We start from the raw sequence: 23,354 nt of genomic DNA, 5'->3' as shown, positions 1-23,354 counted from the left end.
GCCCTTGTTAATAGTGCTTGCTGTGGGTAGATCAGTACTTTCCGGCATCTACCTGCTTGTTGATATACCAGGTCTGGCCGATAGTGATCAGGTTGTTGGCAATCCAGTAGAGTACCAGGCCGGCCGGGAACCACAGGAAAAACACGGTCATCATTACTGGCATCAGCTGCATGATACGTGCCTGGGTGGGGTCAGTAGGGGCTGGGTTTAGCTTCTGCATAAACCACATGGAGGCACCCATCAGAACCGGCAGAATAAAGTAAGGATCCTTTGCCGATAGATCGTGAATCCAGAAAATCCAGGGTGCATGGCGCAGCTCCACAGTTTCAGTGAGCATCCAGTAGAGCGCGATAAATACCGGCATCTGTAACAGGATTGGCAAACAGCCGCCCATTGGATTGATCTTCTCCCGGCGGTAGAGCTTCATGGTCTCTTCCGCGAGTTTCTGCCGGTTGTCCTTGTATTGCTCCTGCAGTTTTTTCATCTGCGGCGCAAACTTGCGCATACGAGCCATGGACTTGGTGCCTGCGGCGGATAAAGGCAGCAGCAGAGTCTTGATAAATACGGTGAGCAGGATAATCGCCCAGCCCCAGTTGCTGACAATATGCTCCTGGATAAAGTGCAGTACGCGGAACAGCGGTTTGGCAATCCACCACAGCCAGCCGTAATCCACGGTCAGGTCCAGATAGGGTGAGATCTCCTCCAGGCGGTAGACATCCTTGGGGCCGGCATAGAAGGAAGCGCTCAGCTCGCCCTGAGTCGCGGCGGGGATTTGTACCGGCTGGGCGGTGAAGCCCATACGGAAGAGTCCGTTGGACAATTCGCGCAGCTCAAAAGTGTTGCGTTCATCCTGTGGGGGAATCCAGGCGCTAAGGAAATAGTGCTGCACCATGGCTACCCAACCGCCTTCCACTGTGGTGCGGGTGGGTTTCTCGGCGATTTCTTCAAAATCCTGCTTGAAGTAATTTTCTTCGTTGGTGTGAAGAGCGGCACCGAGGAAGGGTGACATACCAAAACCGGTATCGGTCACCGGCTCACTGGCATCGCGCTTGATCTGGCCAAACATGGCGGCAGACCAAGGTTTGGCGCTGGTGTTATCTACCAGGTAGGCCACCTGAACGAGGTAGTCACCACGTTTGAAGGTGTAGCGTTTGGTGATATTTGCACCTTCTTGCTGCAGGGTCAGGTCCACAATCAGCTGATCCTGCCCTTCGACCATGGCGTAGTTGGTCTTTTCAACCTTAAATAGGGGGCGGCCAGCGGCGCTATCGGTGCCGTTGTTACCGATCAGACCACTCTGGGCGATATAGGTGTGATAGCGGGTCTGGTTTAACAGGATTAAGGGCTGGTCAGGCGTATCCAGTTTTTCCTGGAACTGTCGCAGGGCCACTTTTACGATATCACCGCCACGAGGATCAATGAGCAGATCAAAGACGTCGGTGGTGACATTGATGAGCGTGCGTTGGCCGCCCTCGGTGCCTGTCTCTGCTGGCGCTTGAGACTCCAGTTGGGGTACATCGCCATTGCCGTTTTCGCTGGTCTGCGCCGGGATTTGGTTGCCGCTCTGTATATCGTTGTGAACTATGGTTTCGCGGTCGAGTTCAGGAGTGTGCTGCTCTTGAAATGCATTCCACTGGAAGATAAGTGCGAGGAGAACCGCGAGAATTCCACCGAGCAGCGTATAGCGTTGCCAATCCATCTTAATACCTAGAGCGTGTTCTTGTGTTTGGTGGGGGGAACCGGGTCCAGTCCACCAGGGTGCCAGGGGTGGCATTTTATAAGGCGGCGCGCAGTTAAATAACCCCCCTTTAAGGCTCCGTGAGTTTCAATCGCCTCTTCGGAGTATCGCGAGCAGGTTGGGTAAAAGCGGCACTGGTTACCTACCCATGGGCTGGCCAGATAGCGGTAGACGTGTATCAGCTTGATCAGTAGCCACTTCATGACTTCGATTGTGGCTGTTGCGCGCGCTTGGCCAGCTTGCGCCAGAGCTTGTTTAGTGTCTTCGCCAGTGCGGCCTTATCCAGATCTGCAACCCCCGGGCGAGCCAATACTACAGCATCCAGCGGCGGCAACTGGTGTTGCTGCAAGCGGAAGGTTTCTCGGGTAATTCGCTTGATTCGATTGCGGTCGGAGGCGTTGCGCACATGCTTCTTGGCAATTACCAAGCCGAGGCGCGGATGCTCAGAATCACTGGGGCATGCGAGGATCAGGAGGTGGGGATGCGCGGCGCGCACAACGTTTTCATTGAAAACCTTGCGATACTGCGCCGCATTAAGCAGGCGCAGAGTCTTGGCAAATCCAAAGCTGCTGCGCACCTGCTGCATAGGGAGAATCTCTAAAAAGAAGAGATATTATGCAGACAGTACTTTGCGGCCTTTAGCGCGACGGCGGGCCAGGATTTTACGGCCGTTTTTGGTTGCCATACGAGCGCGGAAACCGTGAGTGCGTTTGCGCTTCAAGTTGCTGGGTTGAAATGTGCGTTTCATAGTCTTGCTACCTGAGACTTTGTGTTCGAAGTTTCTCGGGACCATCCCCGGCCGCGGCCTGGACTCCGGTCCGGCACAAAGCCGGGGCAGACGGAGCTACGCGCTGCGAAGGCCGCGGATTGTATAGAAAGGCAGCAGTGAAAGCAACGCACTGGCAGGGGAAATTCGATTCCTTCGCTGACAAATTTTGCGTTCTATTTCCCGTCAATTTATCAAGCCCTTGAGGCGCTTGAAGTATCTCGCGATGCCCACTGATTGATCCCAAGATATGCACAGGTATCTGTGGATAATTTTTTATGTCTTAGCCAAACAGCTGATTAATTGTTGTTCAATTACTTGATTGTGTGGACTTTTTTACGCTTATTTTTCAACAGAGGTATCCTTTCTTGTGGATAACCTACTGCTAGAAAGGTATACTGCGCCGATCTTATTTTGACGGCCTCGGACGTTTCTTTGTCCGGTCTTGCCGTTTTCTCAGTGGTCTTACCATATTGGGGTTTTGGGGGGTTTCTTGACTGAATCCGTTTGGAAGCAGTGCGCTGGTTGTTTGCAGGACGAGCTACCGTCGCAGCAGTTCAATACCTGGATCAGACCGTTACGCGTCAATCCCGCATGTGCGGAGGGCGAGTTGCGCCTGATCGCGCCGAACCGCTTCGTGTTGGACTGGGTTGGCGGAAAATTCCTGAATCGTATCCGTGAACTCGTGCATCAGTTTTCTCCCGGTCAGCCACTGCAGGTGGCCCTGGAAATTACTGCGCGCCGCCCTGCGCGTTTTCAGCGTAATCGAACTATGGCCGAGCCCGCACCGTCACCAGTACCGACGTCTACACCTATACCTCCTAAGGTACCGTCGGCTATACCAGCATCACCAGATACTTCAGCGGCTCGCGGCGGTTTGGCATCTAATGGCAATTGGCATAGTCCACCACCGTCTTCAACAGCATCTTCCCCACTATCTGCAGCGACCTCTTCATTACCCGTGCAACCCATGCCGGTTGGAGCCTTTGGAAGTGGTTTGCGAGGTACCCCTCATCCGGCCGTGGCAGAGGAGGCTACTGCGGAGCAGATGACGACAGGGGAACTGGCACTCACTGATCTGCGCCCTCCGGCTATGGGTGAGATGGCACGCTCAATTCCAGAACCGCCGGCGCGCCAGGTGGAGGTAGAGGGGGCTATCAAACATGGCAGTTCGCTCAACCGTAACTTCACCTTTAAATCTTTTGTTGAGGGTAAATCTAATCAACTTGGCCTTGCGGCTGCGCAGCAGATTTCCGATAACCCCGGTGGAGCTTATAACCCACTCTTTATATATGGTGGCGTCGGCCTTGGTAAAACACACTTGATGCATGCGGTCGGTAATGCCCTGTTAGAGCGTAATCCCAATGCCAAAGTGGTTTACCTGCATTCCGAGCGTTTTGTAGCGGATATGGTAAAGGCGCTGCAGCTTAATGCGATTAGTGATTTCAAACGCTATTACCGTTCTGTTGATGCCCTGCTGATTGACGATATTCAGTTTTTTGCGGGTAAGGAGCGCTCCCAGGAGGAGTTTTTCCACACTTTCAATGCACTTCTTGAGGGCGGGCAGCAAATTATTCTGACTTGCGACCGCTACCCCAAAGAGATCGATGGCCTCGAAGAACGTCTTAAGTCACGTTTTGGCTGGGGATTGACTGTAGCCGTGGAGCCTCCGGAACTGGAGACTCGCGTGGCAATATTAATGAAGAAAGCCGAGCAATTTGGTGTGGAATTGCCGCACGATTCTGCTTTCTTTATTGCTCAGCGTATCCGGTCCAACGTCCGGGAACTGGAAGGCGCTCTGCGCAGGGTGATTGCAAATGCCCAGTTTACCGGTCGCGCAATTGATGATGTTCTGGTGCGTGAGGCTTTAAAGGACTTATTGGCCCTGCAAGACCGATTAGTAAGCGTGGACAATATTCAGCGAGTGGTTGCCGAATACTACAAGATTAAGGTAGCGGACCTGCTCTCTAAAAGACGCAGTCGTTCCGTCGCGCGGCCGCGCCAGGTTGCCATGTCATTGGCCAAGGAGCTCACCAATCATAGTTTGCCGGAGATCGGCGATGCCTTCGGCGGGCGGGATCATACAACTGTCCTGCACGCTTGCCGTAAAATCCGCGAACTGCAGGAGTCCGACGCGGATATCCGTGAGGACGTAAAGTTACTGACACGGTCGTTGACCACTTAATCGAATAACTGACAAACAAGGCGAAACTACCGATGAAATTCAATGTAAGCCGGGACGCCCTGCTGAAACCGCTACAACTGGTAGCCGGCGTTGTCGAGAAGCGCCAGACTTTGCCGGTCCTGGCCAATGTATTGATGCAATTACAGGGGCAAGAGCTGTCCCTGACTGGGACTGATCTCGAGGTTGAGATTGTTGGCCGCCTGCCGGTGGACGGTGTGGAGATGGAAGGTGAGGTGACAGTCCCAGCACGTAAATTGTTGGATATCTGCCGATCTTTGCCCGATGGTGCTGAATTAAAATTTGAGCGCGATGGTGAGCGCCTGGTGCTGCGCAGTGGGCGCAGCCGTTTCCAGTTATCAACCCTGCCTGCTGCCGACTTCCCCAATCAGGAGGAAGCAAGCGCCCAAACACGTTTCGACATCTCCCAGCGTGAGATCCGCCGCCTTATTGAAGCGACTAGCTTTGCCATGGCTCAGCAAGATGTCCGCTATTACCTGAATGGCTTATTGCTCGAGTGCCGCCCACAGCAACTTCGTGCCGTCGCCACTGACGGTCACCGGCTGGCCCTCTGTGATCGGGATGCGCCGGGATTAAATGTTTCAACTCCGATACAAGCTATTGTTCCCCGTAAGGGTGTACTGGAACTTGGTCGTCTGCTAGAGGACACTGATAACCAGGCGCAGGTGGTACTGGGTAATAACCATATCCGTGTTGTTAGTGGCCAGTTTACGTTTACCTCCAAATTGGTGGATGGCAAGTTTCCGGATTACGAGCGCGTTCTGCCACGAGGTGCAGGCAATGTTGTTTATGCCGATCGCCAGGGGCTGCGCCAGGCATTCTCCCGTGCGGCCATTCTCTCTAACGAGAAATATCGCGGTGTACGCTTACAGGTTTCCGAGGGGTTACTGCAAATTATTGCCAACAACCCTGAACAGGAGGAGGCTGAGGAGCAGATGTTGGTGGATTATGTGGGAGAGCCTATGGAGATTGGCTTTAATGTTTCTTATCTCCTGGATGTTACCGGTGCAATCCACAGTGACCAAATCCGCATCAGTCTGGCGGATGCCAACAGCAGTGCGCTGTTGCAGCAGCCTGAGGAGGGCGATGCCCTCTATGTGATTATGCCGATGCGCCTATAAGACTCAGGCTGAGAAGCTTGGCTCACTTTCGAGAGGGGACCGCTTTGTATCATGGACAGGTGGTCCCTTTGTTTTTTCAGTATCTTGCGGACGGCATTCCCCCGGCTAGCGAGGAGAAGGGTCTATGGCACTGACCCGTCTTCTGATCTCCAATTTTCGTAATATCTCTCAAGCTGACCTGTTTTTGGACGCAGGAGTAAACCTGTTCTGTGGTGTAAATGGGAGTGGCAAAACTTCAGTCCTTGAAGCTGTACATATGTTGGCTACAGGTCGCTCCTTTAGATCTCGTCAGCATAAATCTGTTATTCAACATGATCAGCCCGGACTTACGGTTTTTACCCAGCTGGATACGGGGCTCAACCTCGGTGTTGAACGTCTGGCCAACGGTAGTGGTCGTGTGCGTATCAACCAGACGGCAGCTGAGTCCAGTTCACAGCTCGCCAGTTGTCTGCCCTTGCAGTTGATCAATAGTGATAGCTTCTCCGCCCTGGATGGCGGGCCCGGTGTACGTAGGCGACTTCTGGATTGGACAGTGTTCCACGTGGAACATCTTTTCGCGCAGGAATGGAAAAACTACCAAATCGCATTGAAGCAGCGAAATGCCTTGTTGCGACGTGGTAAAATCGACGCTGACGCGATTGGGATTTGGGAGCATCAGTTGGCTCAGAGTGGCGAGAGGGTAGACAGCCTACGTCAGGGCCAATTCCATGAGCTGCGAGTGGCTGTGGCCGCTCTTCTGGTGGGGTTGCCTCTTAGCCTGTTACACAAAGTGGATATAAGCTATCGGCGTGGTTGGCGAAAGGAGGTCGAGCTGGCTGAGGCGCTTAGGGAGTCTCGGGAGGGTGATCTCAGTCAAGGGCATACCCGCACTGGGCCTCACAGGGCAGATCTCCGTTTTACCGTTGCGGGAGAGCCAGCGCACAATGTTTTATCCCGTGGCCAGCAGAAGATGCTGGTATGTGCTGTCCGAACGGCTATGGCGCAATTGGTGTGTCGTCACCGGGAGAAACCGGTATTCCTGGTTGACGATCTGCCAGCGGAGCTGGATGAATACAATCAACAGATTTTTGCGCACTGGGTAGGGCGTTGTGCCAGCCAGGTGCTTGTAACCGGAATTGAGGAGGGCACTACAAGCCGCCCCTGGCGGCAGCTAGATGCCCCTTGGAATTGCCCAAAAGTGTTCCACGTGGAACATGGGAAGATCAGTGCCGAAGCTTCGGCCGCACAATAAGTTGAATGGAGCGAATAAATGTCAGAGCAGCAAAGCTATGACTCAAGCAGTATCAAGGTATTAAAAGGCCTGGATGCGGTGCGCAAGCGCCCCGGAATGTATATTGGTGATACCGACGATGGCACCGGTCTGCACCACATGGTATTCGAGGTGGTTGACAACTCCATCGATGAAGCGCTGGCCGGCCACTGTGATGAGATCCGTGTAACCATCCACCCGGATGAGTCCATTTCTGTATCGGACAATGGCCGTGGTATCCCAACAGAGATTCACCCGGAAGAGGGGGTCTCTGCAGCAGAAGTGATTATGACCGTCCTTCATGCGGGTGGTAAATTTGATGACAACACCTACAAGGTCTCCGGCGGTCTGCACGGGGTAGGGGTATCGGTAGTAAACGCTCTGTCCAAGGAGCTGAAGCTGATTATCCGTCGCGGTGGCAAGATCCACGAGCAGACCTACCACCACGGTGTGCCCCAGGCACCTCTGGAAGTTGTGGGTGACAGCGATACCACCGGCACCACAGTGCATTTCAAACCCTCAGAGGATACCTTCAGCAATATCGAATTCCATTTCGACGTGCTGGCCAAGCGCTTGCGCGAGCTGTCCTTCCTGAACTCCGGTGTGCGTATTGTCCTGAAGGACGAGCGCAGTGGTAAGGAAGAGGTCTATGAATACGAAGGGGGTTTGAGTGCCTTTGTGGAGTTCCTCAATCAGAACAAAACCCCGATTAACAAGGTTCTGCACTTCCAGAGCCAGCGTGAAGACGGCATTGCAGTAGAGGTGGCATTACAGTGGAACGATAGCTTCCAGGAAAGCATCTTCTGCTACACCAACAATATTCCCCAGCGCGACGGCGGTACCCACCTGGCGGGCTTCCGTGCAGCCCTGACCCGTGGCCTGAACAGCTATATCGAGCGGGAAGGCCTGGGCAAGAAAGACAAAGTGAACACCACTGGCGATGACGCCAGGGAAGGTCTCACCGCGATTATCTCTGTGAAGGTTCCGGACCCGAAATTCTCCTCCCAGACCAAGGACAAGCTGGTTTCATCCGAAGTGAAACCCGCTGTAGAGCAGGAGATGGGCCACCACTTTACAGATTACCTGATGGAGAACCCACAGGAAGCCAAATCTGTCGTCACCAAGATGATCGACGCGGCCAAAGCCCGTGAGGCGGCCCGCAAGGCCCGCGAAATGACTCGCCGCAAGGGCGCGTTGGATATTGCCGGCCTGCCCGGGAAACTGGCGGACTGCCAGCAAAAAGACCCGGCACTATCTGAAATTTACCTGGTGGAGGGTGACTCCGCTGGTGGTTCTGCCAAGCAGGGCCGCGATCGCCGTACCCAGGCGATCCTGCCGCTGAAGGGTAAGATCCTCAATGTGGAAAAAGCGCGCTTCGACAAGATGCTTTCCAGCGCCGAAGTGGGTACCCTGATTACCGCACTGGGCTGTGGCATCGGCAAGAGCGAATTCAACCCGGACAAGCTGCGTTACCACAGCATCATCATCATGACCGATGCTGACGTGGATGGAGCCCATATCCGCACCCTGCTGCTCACCTTTTTCTTCCGTCAGATGCCGGAGTTGATCGAGCGGGGCCACATCTACATCGCCCAGCCGCCGCTGTATAAGATCTCCAAGGGCAAACAGGAACAGTACCTGAAGGATGAGGGCGCTCTAACCCAGTTCCTCACCAACGCCGCCCTGGAAGGCGCCACGCTGTTTGTGAACCCGGACGCCCCTGGGCTTTCTGGCGCCTCCCTGGAGAGCCTGGTAGGCGAGTACCGCAGTGTACTGGCGACAATCGACCGTCTGTCGCGTCTGTACCCTGAGGAAGTGCTGCGCAGCATGATCTACCTGCCTTGCCTCACCCAGGAAGACCTGCAGTCCCAGGAAAAAGTTACGGCTTGGAGTGAGAAACTACAAGAGAAGCTGGGTGAAGAGGAGAGTGGCGGAACCCGTCGCCATGAAGTGACGGTTCAGGAGAACACCGAGCGCGGCCTGTTCCTGCCCCATATCCATATCGTGGCCCACGGTGTTGGCAGTGACTACCTGATTAACCACGAGTTCTTCGATTCCGCTGAGTACGCGTCTATTTGCGCTCTGGGTGAGAAGATGGTGGGCCTGCTGGAAGAGGGGGCTTTTATTCAGCGCGGTGAGAAGCAGCACCCTGTCAGTAGCTTCCCTGAAGTGATGGACTGGCTGATGGGCGAAAGCCGCAGAGGCTACGGTATCCAGCGCTATAAAGGACTGGGAGAAATGAACCCTGAGCAGCTTTGGGAAACCACCATGGACCCAGAGAGCCGCCGTATGCTGCAGGTAACCGTTGAAGATGCTATCGCAGCAGACCAGATCTTTACCACCCTGATGGGCGATCAGGTAGAGCCACGCCGTGACTTTATCGAGACCAACGCCTTGGCGGTAGAAAATTTAGATATTTAACTGAATTAAGATAAATGCCCATTTAATGTACAGGTTTTTCGCATAAAAGTAGCCCTACAGAAAAACCTGTGCTGTATTTTAGCATTCAGTCAAAATGGGTAAGTGGATTTTGTTACGGTAGTTCTAAAGGGATTCTCTCACTCTTAGATCTCTACTGTACAAAATCCAAATTTTTTATTAATTAAAAACTGAGTGCAAAACTATACTAAGTGGAATTGCCTCACTTCATAACGCAGTATTTAGAATTAACCCCTAAAGAAAAATACAATAAAAAATAGATAGTAGCTGTATCTCCTTCATTAATTTATTCCCCAATTAAAGCAAAAAAATACTTGGCAAAAAGATCTATGGGACGCGTCAAAAAACACTATTTTGGGAATTTTCACCTCTCTGTTTTAACCCTTATTTTTTTAGTCCTTACAGTTAGCTGCACCAGTAGCAAAAAATTAATTAATTCTAATTGGCATGAAATTGAAACAGAGCACTTCCGAATCGTTACTAATGGAAGCCCCAGACGAGTCACCAAACTGGCTGTAGATTTGGAGCGATTTCGAATTCTTACACAAAAATATTTTTATCAGACCTCGGACCAGCAAAAATTAACGATTTATGCATTAGCTGATGAGCTCAGTTTTTCAGGAATGAGTAGTGTCAACTCTAGCCAAAGATCGATAGGGCAATTTCAAAATACTCCTTATGGCAGTTTTGCGTTGTTAAATCTCAAGGGAAATCAGTACCTTCCTGGTAATCCAGCACGCCAAACCCTATTTCATGAATATACCCATTTTCTAACATACAGTGGCAGTCGTCGTAACTATCCTTATTGGTTCAGCGAAGGTATTGCGGAAGTATTTTCCACAGCAGAATTTGGAAAAAATAATGAGTTTAGTATTGGACATATACCGGTAAGCCGAGCAATTAGCCTTTCCAGATCGTCAGAGTTGCCATTGGAGAAACTGCTTACAGCCACTCCTGGCTCACTTAATGATAGAGAGACTAGTGCCCTTTATGCCAGTGGTTGGATGTTAGCTCACTGGCTGTATTTTGATCCTGAACGTATTAGAGCTAAAGGACTAGAGTTATATTTGGATGCATATCATTCTGGTGCAGACTCTGCTTCAGCACTTCCTAAAGCTCTGGGTATGACATTTGAGCAACTTAATAATTACTATAAAAAACTTCCTAAAAGCGACTTCGGCGGAGTTAAAGGAAGCTTAGATAATGACAGTATAAATATTTTACCGTCAACGAAGCTGATGAATAATAATGATGCGGTTGTTGAAATTGCCAATTTTATGGCAGTTACAGGTCGTAGCTTGAGTGAGCTTAGGGAGTTCGTGGCTTATGCTGAGAAAAAACAGATTACCAGTCCGGCGCTCAATTCCGCTTTAGCAATTGCCGCTGCCAACGAAAAAAACTTCATCCTTGCCCGGGAAATATTAGAGGCGACGCCAGATGTCTATCAGCGTGAAACCTGGTACTTGGAAGCTTCTGCAAAAACTGCACTCACAGAGATGCTTGATCAATCAGCAGAGATCAATGTTAAAGAACTTAAATATATTCGTGACCAATATATTGAGCTAGTCAATGCGAATGGGAATGTGCCCGCCTATTGGCATGGCTTGGCCATAACGATGCAAGTTTTAGGATACTCACGATCAGAATATGTGAAGATACTTCAGCAGGCATATTTGCGAGCTCCAAGGAATCCACAAATTTCGTGGTGGTATGCTAATGAACTCTATCTAAATCGCAATCGGGAGGAATTTCCTCTCGTTGTTCAACCCCTGTTAATGCAGACCGCTGATCAACAACTGCGGGCCAATCTGAAAATGATGGTTATAGAAATTGGGCAAGAGAAAGAATTGCCTGCAGAGCTGGCATCAACTTCTAATGGCTTAGGAAGATTATTGAACGGTTATCGTAAACTTTCAGGAAATAAAGCTTTAGCTATGGCAATGGACTACCGGGGGACTTTTGTAGCTGGCTATATGGAAGAGAGCGCTAATCAATTCGAAGCAAACCAACTTGCCCTACAAGCATGTGAGAAACAGAAAGAGCGTTATCAGGTAAGAGATAGATGTGCGATTTATGCCGAGGGAGAGCAGCTTGTAGACTCCACTGATAAGGTAAGTCTTTTTTAGCAGTAAATAATCATTTATTGATGCTTTTCAACTCAACCACCATTGATAGTTACTGGAAAAGTAGTAGAACTACTTTTCCAGTAACAACCCGCACTCCCGGTGCTCCTCACCTTTAGTTGGATCAAAGTAAATATCGTTATCGGGAAGGTCATTCTCGTAAACGTACTCTTCAACATCAATTTCTTTTAGGTGGAACATCGGCGCTACACGAATGGTGCCGTGATTGCCTTGAGTAAACACATCCAGATTTTTGCGATGGGCATTTTGATCGTGGCGGATACCATTCAACCAGACATCGGGTTGTAACTCCTGCATTGCGCGGTTAAAGGGTTCAAGCTTTACCGTGCGTGAGAAGAAGTCATGCTCGGGGGTATCCAACTGCGGGATACCACCATAGACCGCATTGTAGTGAGCTGCCGATATCTTGGGTGAATAGGTACGCAGATTCAGGTTCAGCGTCCTCACGACATTTTCGATATGCCGGTAGGTTTCTGGTGTGTTGTATCCGTGATCCACCCAAATAACTGGGATATCTGGCTTGGCTTTGGTGACCAGGTGCAGAAAAGCGACCGCAAGTGGGCGGAAGTTTGTAAAAACTACCGGGTTTTGTGCCTTTTCCATGGTGAACCGCATGATCTCGCTGGGCTTGGCCCCAACAAAAGACTTGTTCAGCGATGCCAAATCGGCACCGTGGTGAAAGAAGCGGTCGGAAAAAGACTGCACGGTGTTGGTGGAAGCGTGGTGTCCCATAAGAAATCAGCGCATAGGATAGTTAGGGTAGAACGCATGCTACCCGCTTAATTTGTCGCGTAGAAACAATAAAAAGAAGTGAATCAATAAGCTTCAGTTATAAGTAAAAGCTTTTGACTTGGGCTCATGGCTATAAAGAGCTAATCCAGGGGGCGATCGAAGCGCATCTGGATCAGGTGCTGGCCGTATTCAGCAATATAACGCCGCTCGGTTTCCACAAACCCTTGTTTTTGTAGGAAATAACGTGTGCGGAGGTTTTCCCTCAATACCCCAGTTTGCAGTTGGAGCCTACCTTTACCCGCTGCGGAGAGCAGGCTGGCGCCAATGCCGCAGCCCGAAAATATTGGACTGACACAGAGATAGGCTATGCGGTCCCGGTCAAGAAGAGTAATGAATGCTTCGGCTACGGCATTGTGGCGTCCTGTAAATACGAGGCAGAGACTGGCCTGGCGGCAGTCACGACGAAACTGCGCGACGTGATCGAGCCAGAATTGGCGGGACAAAGAGGGGTGAGAGTTGGCTGTCGCATGGAGCCAGAGTTGCTCCAGCCTGTCCAGTTCTTTGAGTTCTGCCTTTCGAATCATGGGCACCCCCGAGGCGGATACATGGGCCCAATGCTAGTCGGGTCAAAGGTTAGATCCTAGAAAACATCCCCTTATTAGGATAGAAACTATAAAGACAGCCATTTTTTCCTCATGAAGGCATCAAAAGGCAAGAAATAGTTCTGTTATGCCATTGGGTTTATAATGGTAAAATACAATCATTCTTATTAATAACAATAATTACAAAGCTATAACGACTCAATGGAGGGTTCATGAAGAAATTTTTCCTGTCGCCATTGGCTATCGCCCTGGCGGCTGTTACAGCTGCACCAACCTTGGCTGAACAGCGCCTGGAGACGGTTACCGTTATTGGCGATTCCGAGTCCATTTCGACGCTAGCGGGTTCCGCGCACCTGGTTGATGCTGATGAGCTGGCCGAATTCGAGTATGTAGATATCAACCGCATGATGCGCTCTGTACCGGGTGTCTACATCCTCGAAGAGGATGGCTATGGTCTGCGTCCTAATATTGGTATTCGTGGCGCACAGGGTGGCCGCTCTGCCAAGATCTCACTGATGGAAGATGGCGTATTGGTAGCTCCGGCACCTTACTCGGCACCGGAGGCTTACTATTTCCCGAGTGCAGGCCGTATGGATGCCATTGAAGTGCTCAAAGGCCCCGCCGCATTGCAATACGGTCCATTTACTGTTGGTGGTGCGGTAAATATGTTGAGCACACCAATCCCAACTTCCAGCCAGGGCATGGTGCAGCTAGAAGCCGGTGAATACGGTGAGACCCGTCTGCACGCACACTATGGTACCAGCACTGAAAATACTGGCTGGCTGCTGGAGACCCAGCAACAGTATGCGGACGGCTTCCGCGAAATCGATCACGCGGACAGCGCGGATATTGCTAAAGAAGATTACCTGCTGAAAGGCCGCCTGCAGTCCGATGCGGATGCGACCTTTCGCCAGCAGTTGGATATCAAGCTGCAGTACTCCGAAGAGGAGTCAGGCATGAGTTATCTAGGACTGACGGATGCCGACTTTAACGATGATCCTAATCGTCGCTATGGTATCAGTGCCCTGGATGAAATGCAGAATCGCCACAGCACCGTTCAGCTGAACCACAGCATCGAGTTGAGTGACAGCTTTACCCTGCATACCCAGGCTTATTACAACAAGTTTAAGCGCGACTGGTTTAAGGTCAGCGAGGGTGAATTGATAGATGCTGTTAATACCGGCGGCGCTGTTGACGGAGTTATAGATCCCCAAGCGGTGTTGGATGGCACTGAGGATTACACCTTTGGTATCAAGCATAACAACCGCGAGTACGAGGCCAAGGGTCTGCAAATCAGTGCCGATTGGCGCTTTAACACTGGTGCTATTGCCCATGAGCTGACATTCGGCCTGCGTCAACATCAGGATGAAGTCGACAGATATCAACCTGTAGAAATTTACAACCAAATTGATGGCCAACTGGTATTTGATAGTGTTGAGCTGCCTAGCGCCAGCAATAACCGTGTCGAAGAAGCTGAGGCTACCTCGTTCTTTATCTACGACGATATCAAGCTGAACGAAAAGCTGACTCTCACTGCTGTTCTTCGCTACGAGGATATAGAGACCGAGCAGCAGCGTTATAACGACGCCGATCGTACTGAGAAGGGCAGCTACCGTTCCAATCAGGTGGATGAGTGGCTGCCCGGTCTGGGGGTTGTTTACCAGGCCAATGAGCAGTGGAGCCTGCTGGCAGGAGTGCACCGTGGCTTTGCTCCTCCCGGTGCAGGCGCAGCCGATGGCCAGGGCCCGGAGTTATCCACAAACTATGAATGGGGTGCGCGCTTTGATAACGGTAGCGTAAGTGCCGAGTTAATTGCCTTCTACAGCGATTATGAAAATGCTGTGCAGAACTGTTCGGTAGCTGTGGAATGCCCCAATGGTGCCGACAGTGGTACCTACCAGCTGGGTGAGGCAGAGATCAAAGGGTTGGAAGCTACCTTCGGCAGTGAGTGGGTACTTGCAAACGGTTGGACGCTGCCAGTAAGAGCTACCTATACCTTCACCGATGCTGAAATTACTGAAGACAGTGACGATGGAGGTCTAGTTGCCGGGGATAATCTTGAATACCTGCCGGAAAATGTATTTGCTGTATCTGCTGGCCTGGATAGTGGCGCTGCCTGGCGTCTAAACCTAACCGCAGCCTATCAGGACGAGATGTGTGTTAATACTAGCTGTAATCAGGGGAATACTGACCGCTTCGATTACACAGAGTCTCTGTGGGTTGTGGATGCGGCTGCGCACTACGACTTTAGCGCCGACCTGACCGGTTACCTGAAAGTGGATAACCTGTTTGATGAGCAGGTGATTATCAGTCGCAGCCCCGATGGTGCTCGTGCTAACCGGCCGCGTACTGCCGCTTTGGGTATGAAGTACACCTTCTGATCCGAGCTTCGGCAAAATCACTGGATAAGGGAAACCCCGGCTAGAACCGGGGTTTTTTATTGGGAGGTGTGAGTAATAGCCTACTAGCGGTCCCCACCCAAGTGCGCAAAATGGGCTTTGAGATAGCTCGTTTCGGGGATTGCCGGGTGTACCGGATGGTCTGCGCCTTGGCCACCACTGGCGAGGATGCGTGCACGTCTCCCCAGCCGATGTGCGGCGCCACGGACACAGTCCAGTAACTCGTCTGATTGCAGGTGCATGGAACAGGAAGCACTTACTAACAGTCCATCTTCGCCAAGTAGCCGCATGGCCAACTCGTTGATATGGCGATAGGCTGACAGCCCGGCCTTGTGATCCTTGCGTCTCTTTATGAAGGCTGGAGGGTCCAGCACGATGACATCGAATTTTTCCCCAGCAGCAACCATAGCTTTGAGCACGTCCAAGGCTTTGCCATGGACAGTGTTGAGCTTATCCACAAGTCCATTGTGATCTGCGTTGACCTGACACCAGTCCAGGGCCTGTTGTGAGGCATCCACACAAGTTGTGCTGGCAGCACCGCTGGCCAGGGCCTGAATTCCCCAACCGCCGGCGTAGGAAAAGAGATCCAATACCCGCTTTCCCTTAACCCAGCGGTTGAGCAACCTGCGATTCTCGCGGTGATCGTAGAACCAACCCGTTTTCTGTCCCGCATGTATCGGTGCAAGTAAGGGGACGCCATTCTCCTCAAAAGGAACCATCTCGGGAACCTCTCCGAAAACAACTTCTTTGACCGGTGGCATTCCTTCTACGGCGCGCCCCTGGTGATCGTTGCGTAGCAATATGCCTCTTGGTTGGACTAACTCAATTAACTTATCCACAATCTGCTGCTGGAAGTGTTCCATTCCCCAGTTGCTCACCTGAACAGCCAAGTAATCACCAAACCTATCCACAACCAGACCTGGCAGACCATCTGAATCCCCATACACCAACCGGTAACTCGGATGCTCAAAGTAGCGTTGGCGTAGGCTCAAAGAAGATAGTAGGCGCTCACTAATATCGGAATCATCGAAACTGGATTTTTTAGTAACGAGACGTCCACAAATGAGCTGACTTGGGTTTATAAAAGCCGTGCCGAGAAGCTTCCCTTGACTGTCGAGAACCTGGCACAGACTGCCGGGTTCGATTCCCTTAAGTGGAGATCGCTTGGTGTCCACTTCATTGCTGTAGATCCACAGGTGGCCACGTTTCAAGCGGCGCTCAGCACCGCGATTCAATATTAATTCCAGCAAAGAGAATCTCCCTGGGGTTGAACAAAATTGGTGGCAATTTTGCTTGGCTAGCCCTTTAGGTCAAGTGATAGTCCGTATGGAGAAGTACCCTGCTAATTGTTAGTAAGGAAAAATTATCCACAAACGCTACGCGAGGACTCAAGAAATCATGGTGATGTGGATAATTTTCGGGAACATGGCAAGAAGAAACAGGGGGAGCTAAAAGAGCTTAAAAAATGAGTCTGTGACCACTTACATTGGACGCTCCCCTGGCGTATGGTAATACGGGCGCCAGGCAGGCTAAGAGCCGTTTGGATATCTAATGCAGATAAATGATTGGTAAATTATCAATTAGACGGCAGAATTCCCCACCAATATGTCATTTTTGCCTAATTGGTATTGTGGAACACTCCTGCAATGAAATTCCCAAAGGACCATTCTCTAAAAGTCTCCATGGTTATCTATCCCGGAGCTTCGAGTCTCGATGTTACCGGCCCCCTGGAAGTCTTCTCTCTGGCCAATCATCAACTCCGTGCAGAGGGGCGCTATACCTCTGACTTCTACGATACCCAAATTTTGGCTGACAGTGCTGGGCCTATAGTCACGGCTTCTGGAGTAAAGCTCTATGCAGATTATGGCTTCAGGGAAGTCGAGGATATCCACACCCTGTTGCTCAGCGGTGGGCCACCGAAAAGTTATGATATTTTGGGCAGCAATGTCGAGTTTATTCAGTGGCTGATCGATCAGGAGACACAGGTGGAACGACTCGGCTCCATTTGTACCGGAGCCTTGATACTGGCCAAAGCAGGCTTGTTGAATGGTCATCGAGCTACTACCCACTGGGCAAATGTGGCAGCACTACAAGAGTATGCCGACATAGAAGTGGACCCCGATGCCATTTATATACGAGATGGTAATCTCTACACCTCTGCGGGGGTTACAGCAGGTATCGATCTTGCGTTGGCACTGGTCGAGGAGGACCACGGCCGTAGCCTGGCATTGTCGATTGCGAGAATGATGGTGCTCTACTTGAAACGCGATGGCGGGCAACAGCAGTACAGCACCCACCTGATGAATCAGCTGCAAAGTGATCGATTTGCCGGGTTGGTGGAATGGATTTACCAGAATTTAAAGGAGCCACTTACCGTAGAGAGGCTTGCACAGGAGTCCGCCATGAGTCCACGTAATTTTGCTCGATGTTTTTCTCGAGAATTGGGCGTAACTCCGGCACGCTTTATTGAGAGTATCCGGGTGGAGAAGGCCTGTCAGTTGCTCTCAGAGCAAAACTTGTCTCAGGAAAGGGTGGCTTGTCTGTGTGGCTTCCAATCCCAAGAGCAGTTGAGACGAACATTCCGCAGGCACAAGGGAATTCTTCCAAGTGAATTCCGCCGCCGCTTTCATTAAGAGCCAAATTTTACGGATTAAATATTTTAGCGGTTGTGACAAAGTAAATTTTTATTATGAACCATATAATTTTTTTATAATAATTAAAAATACCTGTACTTTAATGCGCAATGATTAACTTATCCTGGATAAACATAAAAAATTTAAAAAATATAGAAAGTAAAAATAGATATATCCTAACCTAATAAAAAAGATATTTTTGTAAATCATACTGTTTTTACTTTATCAAGATGCTACTTAATCTACTCATTTTGGAACTATTGATGAATAGTACTTAGGATAGAGTATGTATGTGATTTTCAGATAAAAGATAGCAAAGGTAAAAAGCGGCTAGTGTCAGTTAAAAAGAGTGAAAGTTTACTAAATAGTACCAGCCCCCTGTCCCAAGGTATGTGGTCTTTGCAATGTCAGAATTGGTCGTAACTGAGTCTCTTGATATACGGGTGGCAATATAACATTGAGAGAACCGGGCTTGGAGAGTTTTACTACAACTGTTACAGCCCATCCTTGTGAATTTTGGAATAAGCTGATGAGTCATAAAAAATTCCTGCTGGGCAGTCTCGCTATTCTGTTATGCGTTGGTTACCTACTATGGCCTGTTTATCAATTTTATGCATGGTCACTTGACTCCCTGCCACTAAGCCCTTTTGGCTGGCGAGCCTTACCTGATAAGGCACCGTCGACACAGGTACTTTATAACGATGAATATAAATCCGCCGCAGAATATTCCCTAACCGTAATCGAAAAACACCGCGAGAAAATTGGTGCTCCGGCTATTTCTGCGGCAGTTTCAGCCTGCGGCGAGGTGGTCTGGGCTGGTGCATCCGGATGGGTGGATTTAGCAAGGCAAATACCAGTCTCCACTGAGACTCGTTTTCGTATCGGCAGCACCTCCAAGGCTTTGACTGGAACGGCTCTCGCAAGGTTGGTACAGAATGGGAGAGTTGATCTTGATAAATCAATCGCAAATTATTTTGAAGTGATGCCGAACTCGGGATGGGCGGATATAACGCCGCGTCAGTTGGCCGCACATATGTCAGGTTTGCCACAATATAAGAATAATTCTGACTGGCTCGGTTTATATAAAACTCTAGCACTGCGTAGTCATTACGAAAGTATGTACCAAGCCTTGGGGGTTTTTGATGATAGTGAATTGCTTTACAAGCCAGGGACAGAGTTCTACTACAGTAGTTTCGGTACCGTTCTTTTGGGTGCAGTCTTGGCTGAAGCCGAGGGGCAAAATTATCTGGAAGTGATGAGTAGGGAGGTTTTTAGACCCGCCTCAATGAAAAATACAGAGGCATCACCGGTAAATGGAGATCCGACTCGTAATATTGCTCGCTTTTATAAAAGTAATGGTTTAAGTGGAGAGGAGCTTCGTCTACGCGAGTAGCGTCCGGTGGATTTAAGCCATCGATTGCCAGGAGGTGGTTTTATTTCTACGCCAAGTGATTTGGTTAAACTCGGCGCCCTCTATCTCGACGATCGCTACTTAAGCCCTGAAACCAGGGAAATATTTTGGACGCCACAAAAGCTTGCGAATGGAGATGTGAATGAGCAAAACTACGCTTTGGGTTGGCGTGTTCGAGAAATGGAAATTTCTGAGGTGGGTTTTTTGCGTGTTGTCAATCATGGCGGCGTCAGTCGAGGCAGCCAGAGTTGGTTAATGATAATACCGGAATACAAACTATCGATCGCGGTGAATATTAATCGCAAAACAAAAGTTTTCTGGGATTTCGGTAATGTTTCTATGGATATCGCTGCGGCATTTATTCGACAACAAGAAAAACTGGTTTGTAAATAAAAAAACTGGCCGAGGTTTTATGCTTCGGCCAGTTTCTAAAAAATGAATGCCCATTATTAATGAGAATTCATTTTTACTGGGTGTTCACCATGATCTCGGTTTCGGCAAATACCTGTTCACCGTTACCGTGGCTGAGGATACCCAGGGCTCGGGTACCGGGGGCGAGACCTATCCACTCTAGCTTGATATCGCCATTGCTGTTCATTTGTGCCTGAGACGGAGCTGTGAGCTGGGTGTTGCCACTGTCACCACTCAGGTTGAAGTTAAACAGGGTAAATGGCGTGGGGCCCTCTGCAGAGGCGTAGTCCACTACGAATACCGCATACTGACCTGCGGCGGGATTGACCAAATCGACAGATTCAGCGGAAGTCGGTGAGCCGCTGGTGCCCACTTCTGGGAAGTCGGGGCCGGGGCCATAGACTTGCAGGTCCAGATCATCGCTGCCACTCCCATCACCTACGTCAGCATCAAACAGAGCTACGCGGGCAAGCTCGGTGCCTTCAGGAATATCGAAGAAAATCAGCTGGTTATCTCCATCTTCAACGCTGCCGGGGAAAGCTACACCTTCAGCCAGGCCTTGAATACCGACTTGATAGTCACCGCTGTAACCGAATGCCACGCCCAGGTCTAAGGCACCATCAGTACCTTCAGCTGTGACCAGCTGGGATGTGGATAACGGCACCGGGCGTACGGCAATGGGGCTGCGTACGTCCTGGCGTATACCAACAGATTTCCAGGTAAGATCACCAAACGCCCACTCGTTCATAGCCGCTTCTTCGGTAACCGTGAAAGTAACCTGGAATTCGGCACTTTCTCCTTCGCCCAGGCGCAGGACTTTTGGATTAACGCTAACCTCTACACCCTCAGGAGTGTTTACTGAGGCCCAATACCACTTCTGGCCGCGACCAACACTGGTAACACGTCGCTTGATGGTCTGGGTACCGACCAGATCACCGATGCCGATAGATGGCAGGTTCAGGTCACTGGAATCCAGTGAGTAGCCCTGAGAGACAAGCTCAGTACAGGTAGTTTCTTCGATAACCTCCGGTTGGTTTTCCGCACCACATAGAAATGCCAGGTAGTCGTTGAAACCGGCATCGTAGACTAACCCAGGGCGGAAGGCGGCGGCAGGTACAATTGCACCGGCCCCAATATCAAATGGATCTGCAGCTTCGGGTCCGAAGGACTTCAGCAGGTCAGTTCGCGCTGTGCTCATCAGGGCAGACTTGGCCATTGCCGGGCTCCAGTCAGGGTGAGCCTGCTTCAGTAGAGCCATAATACCGGCAACATGGGGGCTGGCCATGGAGGTGCCACTCTTGGTACCAAACAGGCTGCCACCGCTCAATACTGGAGAGGTACCTGCGAGGATGCCAACGCCCGGCGCGGCCACATCCGGCTTGATAATATCCGGCGCGCCGACGTTGTGGCCCCGAGAGGAGAAACTGGCGATGCGGTCTTCGCGAGATATTTTCAACTCTGGATCCAGAATGCCAGCGGCCCCGGTATTTTCGACCAGCATGGCGCCGTCGGCATAGCGAATCATCACTCCGGGAATTGTGGTATCGGGGGCTGACATTACGATTGGATCCATACGATCCACGGCGGTGCCGTCGTTGTATACGACAATTGCTACAGCGCCGGCATCGGCCGCATTATTGTACTTCTCTGTGAAGGAGCAGCCGCCACGTTTTACCAGGGCAATTTTCCCTGCCATCTCCTCGGGGTTAGTGAGTTGGGAACACGCTTCCAGTGGAGCACCGGCAACCAGGGCAGCAGACAGCAGACCGGTGTCCTCCATAGTTACCGGGCCACCCCCTTCACGGGCATCGTAAGTGCCGGAGACAGCTTCTGGTGCGTTTACTTGCAGGGCTGTGCCAAAACTCTGGTCATCTTCTGCGGCTGCTACCGCGGTGATCCAGGGTACGCCGGAGGGAGTTCCCATGGTCTCCGGAGCAGGTCCGCTGTTGCCAGCAGAAGTGGCGACAAATACGCCGGCGTCAGCAGCGAACAGGAAAGCGATATCGTCCGCGCCAGTGAAAACGGTACTGGAGCCGCCCACCGAGTAATTGATCACGTCGACGCCATCGGCTACGGCCTCGTCAATGGCCGCCATGGAGTCTGCTGATGAGCAGCCACTGTCATCGGGGTCTGGCGCATCCCAGCAGACTTTGTACGCCGCAACCCGGGCACGCGGTGCCATGCCGGTAAGGGTCTCACCTTCCGGTGTCACTACGCCGTAGTTACCGGCGGCAGTGGTAGCAGTGTGAGTACCGTGTCCGTCTGCATCGCGCGCAGACAGGAACTCATAATCGGCTAGGGTATTATTTGTGAGGAAGGCATCGGAGAACGATTTGGCCTTAATCAGCTTGTTGTTACAGGTAAAGGCGACGTCTTCCGGATTGAATTCGGTATTGCCAAATTCACAACCCTCGCCGATAAAGGATGCAGGTACGGGTCCATAGGCAATATTTCTGCCACGATTCCCCTGACGCGGGGTCGGGATATCGGCGAGACTTGGGTGCTCAGGGTGGATACCAGAATCAATGACACCTACTATCACATCCTCACCAGTGATACCCCACAGCCAGGGGCTGGGGAAACGGGTCAGGCCGAGAAAGTCCGCGGTGGAATCCGTGTGCATCTTAAGCAGGCGGTCCTCCCAAACACCCTTCACATCTTTGTGGCTACGAAGCGCTTCAGCTTCCTTCTCGCTCATCACTGCTGCGAAGCCGTTAAAGGCGGCTTCGTACTCATGCACCCTACGCGCGTCTGGAATAGATGAGAGCACTCGCTCGCGGCGGTTTTTAAGGAAGTTGGCGTAATGACGATAACTGCTGCTGCGAGGGTCCAGCTTGTGACGCACCTCCGATTTGGTGGCAGATAGTCCTGGAATGGTTCCGCTATAGGAAGAAAGTGGCTCGCCGTCCAACTGGACGATAAACACTTTCCTTTGTTTTTCCAGGCTGGGTACGAGTGTGTGTTTGGGTGTTTCTGCAAAGCTACTGGCCGAGGCCAGTATCCCTGCCAGAAGCGTGAAAATTATTTTTCTTTTCATCGATGTGTCCCGTTTTTATTTTTAGTGGCAGGCGGGATTTAGCATGAAGTAGGGACTATCCGCAGGTATAAACAAAATATATTTTGTTATATGCGGTACTGCAAAGTATTGCCTCCAAGCAGTGTGCACTTTTGGTTTGATGGTATTCCCCCAAGCCAAGATGGACAGAACCGCCCAGCTATATGCTTTTAAAGGAATATGTCGCGTAACTCAATGAGTGAACACTGAATTTAATACTTCACTCAAATTTGAACACAAAAGGATGAGAAATAAATACAGTTAAGTCATTTATGCCTGTTGGACTCTTTAATATTTGAGCGAGCTAAACCTGTCTATGGTACCGGTTCTTTTTAAATTCAGTTTTTAAAAGAAGTTTAGAGAACTCAGATAAATTATAGAATGCTGCTGTATTCATCTGGCACGGGGGAATGGTTGATCTCTTTGTATTATGAATATCACCGGTGTTTTT

General features: G+C 50.8%; 15 protein-coding genes and 1 pseudogene. 8 read left to right on the top strand and 8 right to left on the bottom strand.

Annotation, left to right across the window (positions count from 1 at the left end; translation table 11 throughout):
- Positions 1–31: 31 nt before the first annotated feature.
- Genes yidC through rpmH form a run of 4 tightly spaced genes read right to left on the bottom strand, consistent with a single transcriptional unit; the run spans position 32 to position 2,486 of the window.
- Complete coding sequence (yidC, locus tag ACJJIP_RS20730; RefSeq protein WP_353375848.1) at positions 32–1,699, bottom strand: membrane protein insertase YidC; 1,668 nt, start codon at positions 1,697–1,699, stop codon at positions 32–34.
- A gap of 8 nt (positions 1,700–1,707) precedes the next feature.
- A complete protein-coding gene (gene yidD, locus ACJJIP_RS20725; RefSeq protein ID WP_083922742.1) occupies positions 1,708–1,941 on the bottom strand; it encodes a membrane protein insertion efficiency factor YidD in 234 nt (77 codons plus the stop codon).
- Positions 1,938–2,324 (bottom strand): ribonuclease P protein component, encoded by a 387-nt coding sequence (rnpA, locus tag ACJJIP_RS20720; RefSeq protein ID WP_020413886.1) that lies wholly within the window; start codon positions 2,322–2,324, stop codon positions 1,938–1,940. Before rnpA ends, yidD begins: the two co-directional genes overlap by 4 nt.
- Before the next feature lie 27 nt (positions 2,325–2,351).
- Positions 2,352–2,486 (bottom strand): 50S ribosomal protein L34, encoded by a 135-nt coding sequence (gene rpmH / locus ACJJIP_RS20715; protein WP_020413885.1) that lies wholly within the window; start codon positions 2,484–2,486, stop codon positions 2,352–2,354.
- Between the two features lie 511 nt (positions 2,487–2,997).
- Here rpmH and dnaA point away from each other — a divergent pair.
- From dnaA to ACJJIP_RS20690, 5 genes are all read left to right on the top strand, one after another.
- Positions 2,998–4,689: a chromosomal replication initiator protein DnaA gene (dnaA, locus tag ACJJIP_RS20710; protein WP_040628923.1), complete on the top strand. Its 1,692-nt coding sequence runs from the start codon at positions 2,998–3,000 to the stop codon at positions 4,687–4,689.
- 32 nt (positions 4,690–4,721) lie between these two features.
- Positions 4,722–5,828, top strand: coding sequence for a DNA polymerase III subunit beta (gene dnaN / locus ACJJIP_RS20705; protein ID WP_444945911.1), 1,107 nt, complete (start codon positions 4,722–4,724; stop codon positions 5,826–5,828).
- Between the two features lie 124 nt (positions 5,829–5,952).
- Positions 5,953–7,059: a DNA replication/repair protein RecF gene (gene recF / locus ACJJIP_RS20700; RefSeq protein WP_444945910.1), complete on the top strand. Its 1,107-nt coding sequence runs from the start codon at positions 5,953–5,955 to the stop codon at positions 7,057–7,059.
- Between the two features lie 18 nt (positions 7,060–7,077).
- Positions 7,078–9,498, top strand: a complete 2,421-nt coding sequence (gene gyrB / locus ACJJIP_RS20695) for a DNA topoisomerase (ATP-hydrolyzing) subunit B (RefSeq protein ID WP_444945909.1) — start codon at positions 7,078–7,080, stop codon at positions 9,496–9,498.
- Positions 9,499–9,845: 347 nt separating this feature from the next.
- Positions 9,846–11,642: a hypothetical protein gene (locus tag ACJJIP_RS20690; protein WP_444945908.1), complete on the top strand. Its 1,797-nt coding sequence runs from the start codon at positions 9,846–9,848 to the stop codon at positions 11,640–11,642.
- 69 nt (positions 11,643–11,711) lie between these two features.
- On the opposite strand, the gene ACJJIP_RS20685 is transcribed toward ACJJIP_RS20690, so the two are convergent.
- Both ACJJIP_RS20685 and ACJJIP_RS20680 read right to left on the bottom strand, forming a co-directional pair.
- A complete protein-coding gene (locus ACJJIP_RS20685; protein ID WP_020413874.1) occupies positions 11,712–12,392 on the bottom strand; it encodes a phosphoadenosine phosphosulfate reductase domain-containing protein in 681 nt (226 codons plus the stop codon).
- A 140-nt stretch (positions 12,393–12,532) separates the two neighbouring features.
- Positions 12,533–12,976 carry a GNAT family N-acetyltransferase gene (locus tag ACJJIP_RS20680; protein ID WP_353375844.1) on the bottom strand — a complete coding sequence of 148 codons (444 nt, stop codon included), beginning with the start codon at positions 12,974–12,976 and terminating at the stop codon, positions 12,533–12,535.
- A 230-nt stretch (positions 12,977–13,206) separates the two neighbouring features.
- Here ACJJIP_RS20680 and ACJJIP_RS20675 point away from each other — a divergent pair, with 230 nt between their 5' ends.
- A complete protein-coding gene (locus tag ACJJIP_RS20675; RefSeq protein ID WP_444945907.1) occupies positions 13,207–15,375 on the top strand; it encodes a TonB-dependent receptor family protein in 2,169 nt (722 codons plus the stop codon).
- Positions 15,376–15,458: 83 nt separating this feature from the next.
- On the opposite strand, the gene ACJJIP_RS20670 is transcribed toward ACJJIP_RS20675, so the two are convergent.
- Positions 15,459–16,643, bottom strand: a complete 1,185-nt coding sequence (locus ACJJIP_RS20670; protein WP_020413871.1) for a class I SAM-dependent rRNA methyltransferase — start codon at positions 16,641–16,643, stop codon at positions 15,459–15,461.
- Positions 16,644–17,039: 396 nt separating this feature from the next.
- On the opposite strand from ACJJIP_RS20670, the gene ACJJIP_RS20665 reads away from it, so the two are divergent.
- Positions 17,040–18,026 (top strand): GlxA family transcriptional regulator, encoded by a 987-nt coding sequence (locus ACJJIP_RS20665; RefSeq protein WP_020413870.1) that lies wholly within the window; start codon positions 17,040–17,042, stop codon positions 18,024–18,026.
- A gap of 529 nt (positions 18,027–18,555) precedes the next feature.
- Positions 18,556–19,830: pseudogene (locus ACJJIP_RS20660) on the top strand (serine hydrolase domain-containing protein).
- Between the two features lie 73 nt (positions 19,831–19,903).
- Here ACJJIP_RS20660 and ACJJIP_RS20655 read toward each other — a convergent pair.
- Positions 19,904–22,885 carry a S8 family serine peptidase gene (locus ACJJIP_RS20655; protein WP_444945906.1) on the bottom strand — a complete coding sequence of 994 codons (2,982 nt, stop codon included), beginning with the start codon at positions 22,883–22,885 and terminating at the stop codon, positions 19,904–19,906.
- Positions 22,886–23,354: the final 469 nt, after the last annotated feature.

The sequence above is a fragment of the Microbulbifer variabilis genome, assembly GCF_052467165.1.
The sequence above is the reverse complement of the archived record's forward strand: the minus strand, read 5'-3'. Positions and strand labels throughout refer to the sequence as shown.

Coding starts and splice junctions, on each gene's coding strand:
- rnpA (WP_020413886.1), bottom strand. CDS start 2,324: ATGCAGCAGGTGCGCAGCAGCTTTGGATTTGCCAAGACTCTGCGCCTG.
- yidD (WP_083922742.1), bottom strand. CDS start 1,941: ATGAAGTGGCTACTGATCAAGCTGATACACGTCTACCGCTATCTGGCC.
- ACJJIP_RS20665 (WP_020413870.1), top strand. CDS start 17,040: ATGAAATTCCCAAAGGACCATTCTCTAAAAGTCTCCATGGTTATCTAT.
- recF (WP_444945910.1), top strand. CDS start 5,953: ATGGCACTGACCCGTCTTCTGATCTCCAATTTTCGTAATATCTCTCAA.
- dnaN (WP_444945911.1), top strand. CDS start 4,722: ATGAAATTCAATGTAAGCCGGGACGCCCTGCTGAAACCGCTACAACTG.
- rpmH (WP_020413885.1), bottom strand. CDS start 2,486: ATGAAACGCACATTTCAACCCAGCAACTTGAAGCGCAAACGCACTCAC.
- ACJJIP_RS20690 (WP_444945908.1), top strand. CDS start 9,846: ATGGGACGCGTCAAAAAACACTATTTTGGGAATTTTCACCTCTCTGTT.
- gyrB (WP_444945909.1), top strand. CDS start 7,078: ATGTCAGAGCAGCAAAGCTATGACTCAAGCAGTATCAAGGTATTAAAA.
- ACJJIP_RS20680 (WP_353375844.1), bottom strand. CDS start 12,976: ATGATTCGAAAGGCAGAACTCAAAGAACTGGACAGGCTGGAGCAACTC.
- ACJJIP_RS20655 (WP_444945906.1), bottom strand. CDS start 22,885: ATGAAAAGAAAAATAATTTTCACGCTTCTGGCAGGGATACTGGCCTCG.
- yidC (WP_353375848.1), bottom strand. CDS start 1,699: ATGGATTGGCAACGCTATACGCTGCTCGGTGGAATTCTCGCGGTTCTC.
- ACJJIP_RS20675 (WP_444945907.1), top strand. CDS start 13,207: ATGAAGAAATTTTTCCTGTCGCCATTGGCTATCGCCCTGGCGGCTGTT.
- ACJJIP_RS20685 (WP_020413874.1), bottom strand. CDS start 12,392: ATGGGACACCACGCTTCCACCAACACCGTGCAGTCTTTTTCCGACCGC.